The organism is Atribacter sp. (assembly GCF_035418125.1).
Lineage (GTDB): Bacteria > Atribacterota > Atribacteria > Atribacterales > Atribacteraceae > Atribacter > Atribacter allofermentans.
In genome coordinates, this window is sequence record NZ_DAOLQM010000001.1 from 15729 (window position 1) to 26763 (window position 11035).

12 protein-coding genes are annotated in these 11035 nt (G+C 38.4%); 4 read left to right on the forward strand and 8 right to left on the reverse strand.

Going from position 1 to position 11035, the window contains the following annotated elements:
• Nucleotides 1–5: 5 nt before the first annotated feature.
• The 6 genes from PLK24_RS00080 to PLK24_RS00105 are packed head-to-tail and all read right to left on the reverse strand — an operon-like array spanning nt 6 to nt 5008.
• Entirely contained in the window at nt 6–614 is a 609-nt protein-coding gene (locus PLK24_RS00080) for an RNA polymerase sigma factor (RefSeq protein WP_324475623.1), read from the reverse strand.
• 47 nt (nt 615–661) lie between these two features.
• Entirely contained in the window at nt 662–1459 is a 798-nt protein-coding gene (locus tag PLK24_RS00085; protein ID WP_324475625.1) for a PSP1 domain-containing protein, read from the reverse strand.
• The gene (locus PLK24_RS00090) at nt 1431–2444 is read right to left on the reverse strand and encodes a DNA polymerase III subunit (RefSeq protein ID WP_324475626.1); all 1014 of its coding nucleotides are present in this window, start codon (nt 2442–2444) and stop codon (nt 1431–1433) included. The genes PLK24_RS00085 and PLK24_RS00090 overlap by 29 nt, the downstream gene beginning before the upstream one ends.
• 4 nt (nt 2445–2448) lie before the next feature.
• On the reverse strand, nt 2449–2787 hold the full coding sequence (locus PLK24_RS00095) for a cyclic-di-AMP receptor (protein WP_324475627.1): 339 nt from the start codon (nt 2785–2787) through the stop codon (nt 2449–2451).
• Nucleotides 2784–3452, reverse strand: a complete 669-nt coding sequence (gene tmk / locus PLK24_RS00100; protein ID WP_324475628.1) for a dTMP kinase — start codon at nt 3450–3452, stop codon at nt 2784–2786. Before tmk ends, PLK24_RS00095 begins: the two co-directional genes overlap by 4 nt.
• Nucleotides 3449–5008, reverse strand: a complete 1560-nt coding sequence (locus tag PLK24_RS00105) for a R3H domain-containing nucleic acid-binding protein (protein WP_324475629.1) — start codon at nt 5006–5008, stop codon at nt 3449–3451. The genes tmk and PLK24_RS00105 overlap by 4 nt, the downstream gene beginning before the upstream one ends.
• Nucleotides 5009–5271: 263 nt before the next feature.
• On the opposite strand from PLK24_RS00105, the gene PLK24_RS00110 reads away from it, so the two are divergent.
• The 4 genes from PLK24_RS00110 (at nt 5272) to PLK24_RS00125 (ending at nt 9205) form a co-directional block, all read left to right on the forward strand.
• Entirely contained in the window at nt 5272–5928 is a 657-nt protein-coding gene (locus PLK24_RS00110; protein ID WP_324475631.1) for a metallophosphoesterase family protein, read from the forward strand.
• Nucleotides 5885–6760, forward strand: a complete 876-nt coding sequence (locus PLK24_RS00115) for a hypothetical protein (protein ID WP_324475632.1) — start codon at nt 5885–5887, stop codon at nt 6758–6760. Before PLK24_RS00110 ends, PLK24_RS00115 begins: the two co-directional genes overlap by 44 nt.
• A gap of 108 nt (nt 6761–6868) precedes the next feature.
• On the forward strand, nt 6869–7480 hold the full coding sequence (locus PLK24_RS00120) for a uracil-DNA glycosylase (protein ID WP_324475633.1): 612 nt from the start codon (nt 6869–6871) through the stop codon (nt 7478–7480).
• 276 nt (nt 7481–7756) lie between these two features.
• A complete protein-coding gene (locus tag PLK24_RS00125; protein ID WP_324475635.1) occupies nt 7757–9205 on the forward strand; it encodes a radical SAM protein in 1449 nt (482 codons plus the stop codon).
• Between the two features lie 56 nt (nt 9206–9261).
• Here the strand turns inward: PLK24_RS00125 and purE are convergent, their stop codons facing one another.
• Nucleotides 9262–9747, reverse strand: a complete 486-nt coding sequence (purE, locus tag PLK24_RS00130) for a 5-(carboxyamino)imidazole ribonucleotide mutase (RefSeq protein WP_324475636.1) — start codon at nt 9745–9747, stop codon at nt 9262–9264.
• Nucleotides 9748–9749: 2 nt separating this feature from the next.
• Complete coding sequence (gene purD, locus PLK24_RS00135) at nt 9750–11033, reverse strand: phosphoribosylamine--glycine ligase (protein WP_324475637.1); 1284 nt, start codon at nt 11031–11033, stop codon at nt 9750–9752.
• Nucleotides 11034–11035 lie beyond the last annotated feature (2 nt).

Below are 11035 nucleotides of genomic sequence, written 5' to 3' on the forward strand. Positions count from 1 at the left end.
AATTCTCAACTCCAAGAAGTGAGCAAATCTTCTCCATACTTAATTTCCAGTTCCTTTTGAACTTGACGACGGGCTCGATGGAGTCTCGACCGAATTGTCCCCAATGGACAATGAACAACTTCACTAGCTTCTTCATAGGAATACCCAATCATGTCACACAAAACGATTACTTCTCTCATTTTCAGGGGAAGCTTTTGAATGGCTTTTTCAATATCAACAACCAGCTGTTTTTTTAAAGTTTTCGCTTCGGGACCTTCTTCCTCGCTTTCAATAAAATCCCAAGCATCCTGCTCTTCATCATCGGAATTTTTCCAAGGAATAATGGTCTTAAAAAGCTTTTCTTTTTTACAGTTATGACGGTGAATATTTAAAAGAATGGCATAAAGCCAATTTCGAAAAGGATATTTGTCGTTATAACTATAGCGATACTTATAGGCTCTTAGAAAAGCTTCTTGTATTAAATCTTTGGCTTTTTCCATATTACCAGTAATATGACAGGCAAATCGGATAATGTCTTTTTCACACTGTCGTATTTGTTCTTCAAACCAGATTTTTTCTTGTTCCGCTGTTAAGCCTTGATACCAGGTTGCTTTTTGAACCTGCGCTTCTCCCACGGTTTTCCACCACCCTTTATCCTTCCAATTTCCTATCAGAAAAAGAACTAAAGGAAGAAACGGTTGTATTCTTCTTCATTAATACATATCTCTTTCCCGTCTTCGAGTTCCAGGCGAATCATATCCTTAAAAATATCTATTTCAAGAATTTTAGCTAATCCCTGAGGTGTTAAAATTTTACTCCCCTTTTTGGGAAGTTGGTAAATCAATTTTTTATATTGAGAATACTCAAAAGACAAGCAACACATTAATCGGCCACAGACTCCAGAAATTTTTGCCGAATTGAGGGCCAAGTTTTGCTCTTTAGCCATTTTAATCGATATTGGTTCAAAATTGATAAGAAAAGTGCTACAACACAACTCACGACCGCACATTCCGCACCCTCCAATCATCCCTGCTTCATCTCGAACCCCCATCTGGCGAAGTTCAATCCGGGTTCGGAAAATAGCCGCTAAATCTTTAACTAAATTTCGGAAATCAATTCTTTCCTCAGATCCAAAATAAAAAGTTAATCTTCCCCTATCCAGGGTATAATGAGCTCTTAGCAATTTCATGGAAAGCTGGTGTTCTTGGATTTTTTGATTCGCTATTTCAAAGGCAATTTTTTCCTTTTCCCGGTTACTTTTCAGCTGCAAAATATCAATTTCCCGAGCAGGTCGAATAACCGGCTTTAGACTATTTTTAATATTTTCACAAATAAAGGGTCTTTTTACTACTTCACCCATTTCCAAGCCTAAAACCGTCTCAACTACACACTTCTGGCCATAATGTAAATCAAAATTTCTTGTTTCAAAAAAATACATTTTTAAATTATGTTCAAACTTGATTCCGACAACACGGGGCACTATTCAATTCCTCCCTTACCATTAAAACAAAATGCAACAAAGTGGTATCATAATTGAGATTGCTCTTCAGATCCTTCTCTAACTGTTCAATTTCAAGGATAAAACGAGAAATAATTCTTGGCGACAGCCGATTTGAATCGTCAACAATCCGCTTTTTAAAACCAGAATGGCTGAGGATTCGCTCGCCATCCCTTCCTATGAATTGAAAAATCATGATATCTCGTAAGTACCATTCCAGTTGTGAAAAGATTTCAATTATTTTATCTTTATTTTCAATAAACCAGGAACCAAGTGAAAAAATTTCATTTTCACCCGTAATCCAGTCCCACAAAAAAAACGATTTCTCAATGAGAGGTTGGTTCCCTTCTGCTAAGTCAAATGCATTCCGAAGACGACCCAGTGATTGCTCGGCAATATCTCCAGCTTTTTGGTCGGTAAGATTATATTTTTTCTTGATGAACTTTTTTATACTTTCTTGATTTAATAATTGAAAATGGATCCTTTGACATCGAGAAAGGAGAGTTGGCAATAAAATCTGAACCTGGGAAGTAAGGAGAATTATTATGCTATTCTCTGGAGGTTCTTCAACTGTTTTTAAAAGACAATTTTGTATTTCTTCTTTACTAAATAGTTCAGTTGATTCAACAATTCCAATCCGGAATTTCCCATAGACTCTTTGTAGTCCTAAACGAAAAATAAAATCTCGTACATCTTCCACTAAAATTTTATTTTCCCGAGGAGAAAGCAATATGACATCAGGATGGGTTCCAGCGTTGATCAGACGGCAATTTTGGCAAGAGCCACAGGAACCATCATTAGATGGGTGCTCACAATTAAACAACCGGGCAATTTCAAAAGCGAAAGTGGTTTTTCCAATTCCTTCTGGTCCAGAAAAAAGATAAGAATGACTTTGGGATTGGTTTTGAAAAACTCGTTGAAAAAACTGCTTTTGTAATTTATGCCCACAGATCTCTGACCAACTCATCGAATTAAAACCTTTCGTAACGTTCGATGGGAACTTCGAACAATACTCCTCCTCCTCGAATAACTTTTACCTGTTGAGGAACATAAGGTCCGATTGGTTCATTGACCGGAATGGCAGATTCTATATATTCTTCCCGGTGTTCGCACTGACTCCTAATTAAATCAATAACCTCATTTTTTTTTGCTTCGTGGATTCCTATTAAGAGCGTTGTGTTCCCCTCTCGTAAAAATCCGCCAGTAGAAGCCAGCTTGGTAAAAGATATTTGCTTTTCTCTTAGGATATCAACCAGCTTTAAAGCATCTTGATCTCGAACGACACATATTAATAAAGAGGTTGGCTTCACGGCACATTCCTCCTTTTTTTGTCTTGAATAGCCGCTAATACATAATTTTTTATTCTCTCAAAAACAACGTCTTTTGATTCAACAGTAGATATCACCTGAAATCGATTTGGTTCTCCTTCAGCTATTTTAAAAAAACCTCTCCGTATGGAATCTAAAACGTCCTTTTTCTTCATGAATTCCTCTTCAAAACGCAGCTCTTGCGGAGCGGTATGATGAAAGGATCGTCTTAACCCTTCTTCGGGATCGATATCAAGAAGAAGGGTTAAATCAGGCACCAGTCCATTGGTGGCCAAACTATTGAGGTATTGAATCATCTCAACCGACAAACCTCTACCATATCCCTGGTAGGCAATGGTTGAGTCACAAAAACGCACACAGAGAACAATCTTTCCGATTTGTAAGGCTGGCTGAATAACTTGTAAGACATGTTCCCGACGCGAGGCTTCAAAAAGAAAAAGCTCGGTTACAGCATCAACTTCCCCGGTTTGAGGATGAAGAAGAATTGATCGAATTTGATTGCCGATTTCCGTTCCACCTGGTTCAACAGTAAAAAGGACTGGATATCTCTTTTCCTTTAAAAAAGCAAAAAGGTGCTTGGCATGGGTCGATTTTCCTGTTCCTTCTATTCCTTCAAAGGTTATAAACAATCCCGGAAAATGTCTCATCGATTATCATCCAGATTTCGTGGATAAATGGTTACCCTGCGAAAAGGCTCCTCACCAATACTCTGGGAGAATAAATTATATCTTTCTGCGATTTTATGTTGAAGTCTTCGGACAAAAGCATTCCGAGGAGTGAGCTCGATTGGTTCGTTTTCTCTCAGGACCTGCCTTGCCGCCTTTTCAGCTTCAATCAAACCGGTTTCTCCTGATTTTTCAAAGCTGTCGGACAAGCCAAAAAGATCTTTGACAAAACGGAGCACTTGGCTATAGGTGTTGCTACGGATAACGTGAACCGGCATCCCTCGATTTTCAGCCTCTCGAAGCCGATTGGTTTTTTTACGATAACGACTCTTCAGAGTTAAAACGATATCGGCTTCATTGATATCTTCAACAACTTCAAGGGTTGCCTTAAGCTGGGTTATAGCTCTTTCCATATAATTTCGACTCACAGCAAAAAGAAATACCCGTAACATTTTTCCTTCTGAGTATTGCGGATGGTTCCAGTCGGATAGGTTGTATACACCCTCGACGGTCTCGAATTCCTCGATTTCTTTAATAACTTCGATGGCACCATCTTTGGTTTTTTTCCTTACTTCCGGACGAGGATCATAGTTCCTTAAAAGGACATCTACCGCTTCGGCAGTATTACGATAGACTCCTAAAATATCTCGATCCCTGAGTTCTACTACTACATCAAAAGTCGGGATTGCCTTCCGTTCTAAAACAGCTTTTTGGGTTCCACGCCGTCTTGATTCTTCATCGCTGAGAATAACCGATTGAATGCCACCCACTAAGTCAGTAAGAGTGGGGTTCAATAAAAGGTTTCGTAAGGAATTACCATGAGCGGTTGCAATCAGTTGAACTCCTCTTTCAGCAATGGTTCGACAGGCCCGGGCTTCTTCTTCACGTCCGATTTCATCAACAATAATGACTTCCGGCATGTGGTTTTCCACGGCTTCAATCATCACATCATGTTGCCTTTCTGGTGATGGTACTTGCATTCGACGGGCTCGCCCAATAGCTGGATGGGGAATATCACCGTCACCAGCTATTTCATTTGAGGTATCGACAACGATGACCCTTTTTTGAAATTCATCGCTTAACACCCGAGCTACCTCTCGAAGTTTGGTGGTTTTGCCAACTCCTGGTGGGCCTAAAAATAAAATGTTTTTCCCTGACACAATGATATCTCGTACGATATCAATGGTACCATACACAGCGCGTCCTACCCGCAAAGTAAGACCTACAACATTCCCAACCCGATTCCGGATGCATGAAATTCGGTGGAGAGTTCTTTCGATCCCGGCTCGGTTATCACGGGTAAACATACCAACCCTACCTAAAGTATATTCAATATCACTTCTTTCAACAGGACTTTCAATTAGAACACAGAAGCCATTGGTAAACCGCGCTTCTGGAGAACGGCCCAAGTCCATAACAATTTCTATCAGTTCATCAGAGTTTTCTTTTTCTTCAAGAGCCTTCAGAATGTGTTCTGGTAAAACTAAAAACAGTTTATCAAGATTGTCAACTACACCGTAATGATGCTTTTCGTCCATTCGAACTTCACAGTTCCTTCCTACAAGATTTCATTCAGCATTATATCATTAAGGATGTCATTCCCTCTTATGCTGTTTTTTCATTTTTACATTAAAATTAAAAAACTTATCGATCCAAAAAATATCAAGAAGAAATGGTACTTTTTTTCTATTCTCCTTTCCTCTTGGTAAAAGATTATCATTTAGGAATAAAATTCATTCTAAGTTGTTTTAAAAACCTGTATTACTTATCAAATATTAATCCTTTAGGTATAATAAACGGAATGAAAATCTTAGCCGTGAGCGATCATATTGATCCACGAGTTTATAGTAACCTATGTCGGGAGCGTTTTCAGAATGTGAGTTGTGTTATCTCCTGTGGAGACCTTCCCGAGCATTATCTGGATTTTATAGTCAGCTGTCTGAACGTCCCTTTATTCTTTGTTCACGGAAATCATGATCCTTCTGCCGGAAAAAAAAGCTTGGCAGGTGGTTATAATTTAGACGGAAAGGTTATCAATTTTCAAGGGATCCTGCTTGCCGGCTTGGAAGGATCTCTATGGTACAATGGCAATATTCACCAATATTCCCAAAGAGCGATGTATCAAAAATACCTTGCTCTCTTGCCTCAGCTATATTGGGCTAAAATGCGTTATCATCGTTATCTTGACGTTTTAGTCACTCACTCTCCTCCCGGTGGCATTCATGAAAGTGATGATCCAGTTCATAAAGGTTTTAAAGTATTTAATCATATGATTAAAAAATTTCAACCAAGATTCCACCTTCATGGACATACTCATTTATACGACCGAAATCAAAGCTATCAAGACCCTCTTTATCAAACTATAGTAATAAATTGTTATAATTATCGTATTATAGATTTAGGAAGGGGTAAAGATGTCAGAGATTTTTCGATCAGCGGAGTCAAATCGAGAGTTTGATCATCTCTATCGAAAAGGTTTCTTTAAAAAAATTCTTGGTACTCTGAAAAACCACAAAAATCGTTTGCTCCCTTTAAATCAAATTAAAGAAATCATTGGAACTGGAGAAGAACATCATTTGGGCGTGAAAACCGTTGAGGTTGATAAAATAGTCGGGAGTGAAAATCGTTTTGAAGATTTTGATCGAGCTTTTTTGCCATTAAATAAGTTCAATCGGAGAAAATGGACGAGTATTCGCTCCTATTATGAACAACATGAATCTCTACCGGTTATCTCTCTATATAAAATCGGTGATTATTATTTTGTCCGAGATGGTCATAATCGAGTTTCAGTAGCAAAAAATTCCGGGCAACTCTATATTGATGCTGAGGTAATAGAAATCAACATCCCGAAAGTACGCTTCAATTCATCTTCTCCTGAATACTATTTTTTAAAGTTAGAAGAACAGATGTTTCGGGAGAAAACCGGCTTACAAAATATCCAAATTACTCTTCCCGGTGGGTATCGAGAAATACTCAAGTTAATTCAATGTTTCCAATGTTCTGAGTGTCCAAATAATCAAAGTACTCGAGAACAATGCCAAAAAAAAATACCTTGGAAAGTTGCCGTTCAGCAATGGTATCAAAACTGTTATTTCCCGGCTTCTGAAAAAATAGAAAGAAGCGGAATTATGGAGAAATTTAAAGATCGTACTTTAGCTGACCTCTATTTATGGTTTCTCTATAATGCTGAAGCCCTACGCAAGGCAGCTTGTTTTATACCAAGTCGATCTCATCATAAAGCAATTCGAAGAAAACCACAAAATTTCTTTTTTACCAAAGCAAATTTGTAAAAAGTTCCATATCAATATACTATGTCTAAAGTAAAGCGTTCAATATTTTTCTATAATCTCAGCTGGTATTTGAAAGGTTTTTAATTTTTTACAGTAGGATAGCGAAAGATGTCATATCAAAAGTCGAAAAAAGAACAACTTTTAGAAGAAATTCGCCAGGAAGTTAATAGTTGTCATTTGTGCCCGTTAGCCAATAACCGAACCCATACTGTATTTGGTGACGGAAATCCTGATGCAGTTCTCATGTTTATTGGGGAAGGACCCGGAGAGGAAGAGGATCGAACCGGAAGCCCCTTTGTTGGAAGAGCCGGGAAGCTCCTGACCCAAATTTTAAAATCGGTTAATATCACTCGAGAAGAGGTGTTTATCGCTAACATGGTGAAATGCCGACCGCCAGGGAATCGAAATCCGGAATCCCAGGAAATAGATGTCTGCTTTCCCTTTCTAGAAGCACAAATTGCCATTATCAATCCAACTTTCATCATCACCTTAGGCAGTGTTCCGACTAGTTATTTCCTCAATACCAAAGAACCGATTAGCAAAATTCGAGGTATCTGGCAGGAATGGAGGGGTGGCAAAAAAATATTTCCCATGTTTCATCCCAGTTTTCTCCTCCGTTATAATGATCGTTCCCGGGGTTCACCCCGGTATCTTACCTGGGAAGATATCAAAGAAGTGAAAAGGAACTATGATTTAATTCGCCATAGTACCCAAAGTTGAAATTCAATTTTTTTGCTATAATATATAAGAGTAAAGTACTTAGTTTTTAGTTTTTCTTTAAATTATTCTATAATTGTATTTTTAAGTATCCTAAAACTTTCTTATCTTTAATTACGTAAAAAATAATAAACGGGAATACATAAAATTGTAAGAGTGTTTTCGAAAAAGATAGCTTTTGATAAAATAGTTTGTTTTATTGGTTACTTATCATACTCCATAAGGGGTGGTTTTATATGTTATACAGAATAAACACGTCGTATGAGGGAGGTTCATAATATGGGTTACTTTGATTCTATAAAAGCCTTTACCGCTGAACAGGTCGTTAAAGCAATGGTTAGTTCTTTACGAAACTCCTCCGACGAATCAATTATCCGTTTAACTTATTTAGCTGAAAAACTAACACCAATTGAGTATTATCGTGACCAGATTCGTGGACTTCGCCAGATGTTTGAGGAAAAAAGACCTCAAATATTTTTGGCACGGCGAGTACTTCAAGAAATTCATCCCAACGTGAGACGAAAACTTATTGAAAATCTCATCTGTAAAAGCATTCTTTTAGGAGTTCCTAAAAGGCAAAAAATTGAAAAGGAATTAGGCTGTCAAGTACCTATGTTTTTTGTAGTGAGTCCAAGTATGCGTTGTAACCTCAACTGTTATGGATGTTATGCCGGCGAATATCGCAAAGAAAGCGATATGCCAATAGAAGTCCTTGACAGAATTTTTACTGAGGCTAATGAACTGGGCATGAATTTCCTCACCATTTCTGGTGGAGAACCTTTTCTCCGCAAAGAACAAATTGATCTAATGGAAAAACACAGCGAACTCTCCTTCCAAGTTTATACTAATGGAACTCTTATAGATCGAGATATGGCAAAGCGTTTAGCTCAAATGGGTAATGTTTATCCTGCCATCAGTGTTGAGGGTTACGAAGCTGAAACTGATGCTCGGCGCGGCAAAGGTACTTACAAGAAAATTATGAATGCTATGGAAGCTCTTCGTGATGAAGGAACACTCTTTGGATTTTCCATCACTGCCACCCGAAATAACACTGAATTGGTTTGTAGTGACGAATTTATGGATGGTTTAATCAACAAAGGAGCGAGTTTTGGTTGGTACTTTACCTATGTCCCAATTGGGAAAAAACCAGACATGAATCTCATGCCAACACCTGAACAACGTCTTCATCTCCGTAATCAGGTTCACCATCTACGATATGACAAACCAGTTTTCATCGGTGATTTTTGGAATGATGGACCATACGTTGGTGGTTGTCTCGCCGGTGGTCGACGATATTTCCACATCAACAATGCTGGTGATGTTGAACCTTGTGTATTTTGTCATTTCACTGTTGACAACATCAAGAATAAAAGTTTGAAAGAGGTTTTTTCTTCTCCATTCTTCCGGGCTATTCAAGAAAACCAACCATATGATAATAATTTAATGCGCCCCTGTATGTTGATCGATGTTCCTGAAGTACTTCGGGATGTAGTAGAAAAATATGGGGCAAGACCCAGCCATGAAGGTGCTGACAGTCTTGTCAAAGATCTGAAAGAGGATATCGATAAATATTCTCAAGCTTTTAAAGATTTATCCGATCCATACTGGGAGGAAAACTACAAAGGAACCATCTATTACAAAGATTATAAAACTGAAAGAAAAGAGTACCTCGAGAAACTAAAAGAGACTCCAGTCCCTAAATCCCATAAGGAGAAAGCAAAAGTCTAAATATAAAAAAAGCCTCCTTTTTTAGGGAGGCTTTTTTTATTGATAATATTAAATTATCAAAGGTTTAATTCCCGATTAGCCTGGATAACCGCTTCTTTCATTTCTTCTCGATAAGCTTTTATTCTGTCTTTTAACTGAGAATTTTGAAGGGCTAAAATCTCAGTTGCTAAGATAGCTGCATTTTTTGCACCGCTTACTCCTATCCCCACGCAGGCACAGGGTATGCCAGCCGGCATTTGAACAATGGAAAATAATGCGTCCAATCCTAAAAGTGAGGAAGAATCGAGAGGGACACCAATAACTGGACACACTGCACGGGCAGCCAAAACTCCGGGGAGATGAGCCGCATATCCAGCCATAGCTATAAGAACCTGGATATGATTCTCTTCTACTAATTGTAATATTTCATCAATTTTTTCCGGAGTTCGATGGGCAGAAGCGATAAAAAGTCGATGCTCTATTTCAAACTTATCAAGAAGTTCAATACACTTCGAGGCATAATTGATATCATGTTTACTTCCAATAACCACATAAACCGACATAGCTATTCCTCCCTACGAAAAGCACGATATCCAATATCTTTACGATAATATATATTTTCAAAACCGATTTTCCCAACCGCCAAATAGGCATTGTAGGCCGCATTTTTAAGAGTATCACCAAAGGCGCACACATTTAATACTCTCCCACCAGCTGTTAAAATTTGATTATCTCTTCTCTGGGTACCGGCATGAAAAACCAGTACCTTTCCCTGTGGTTCATTGGGAAAATCCTCTAAACCATTAATCTTCTTCCCAATTTCATAGTTTCCCGGATAACCACGACTGGTCAAAACCACCCCCAAAAGGTTTTGAGTATCCACTTCAAGTTTAACCTCTGACAGCGAGCTCCGGTAAAGAGCCATATTTAAGTCTAGCCAATCATTCTTAAGCCGGGGTAAGACCACTTGGGTTTCAGGATCTCCCAAACGAACATTAAATTCCAAAACATGGACCTCAGAATGATGGGTAATCATCAAACCCAGATAGACAACTCCCCGATAATCCAGTTTTTCTTGCTGAATTCCTTCAATAAATGGATGAATGATGCTTATTTCAATTTTTTTCAATATTTGATCGGTGATCAGTGGAGCTGGAGAATAAGCACCCATCCCCCCGGTATTGGGTCCTACATCACTATCTCCAATTCTTTTATGATCCTGGGAAGAAGGAAGAACACAGTAGGACTTTCCATCGAAAAGAAACATAATTGTCGCTTCTTCTCCTTCAAGACATTCTTCTATAATAATCTGATTCCCGGCATCTCCAAATATTTTACCAACCATCAAATCAACAACAACGTCCCTGGCTTCTTCTTCATCTTCAACAATAAAAACTCCTTTCCCAGCTGCTAAGCCATCAGCCTTGATGACCAAAGGGAAATTTAAACCAGATTTGAGATAAGAAATAACCGAATCAAAACGATTAAAAACTTCAAACTGGGCAGTTGGAATTTTATATTTTTTCATAAATTCCTTGGCGTATACCTTACTTGATTCCAGTCGAGCGGCATTCTGATTGGGACCAACTATTGCCAATCCCTCGGTTTTAAATAAATCAACTACTCCCTTAGCCAATGGAGCTTCGGGACCAATCAAGGTAAGGCTTATCTCTTTTTCTTTAGCAAATTGAACCATATCTTGAAGAGTGTTCAAGGTATAACAAATCCCTAGTGAACTCATGCCCCCATTTCCGGGTACGCAATATAATTCTTTTACCTCTGGATTTTGCATAACTTTCCAGGCAATGCAGTGTTCTCTTCCTCCACTTCCAATCAACATGACTTTCATAA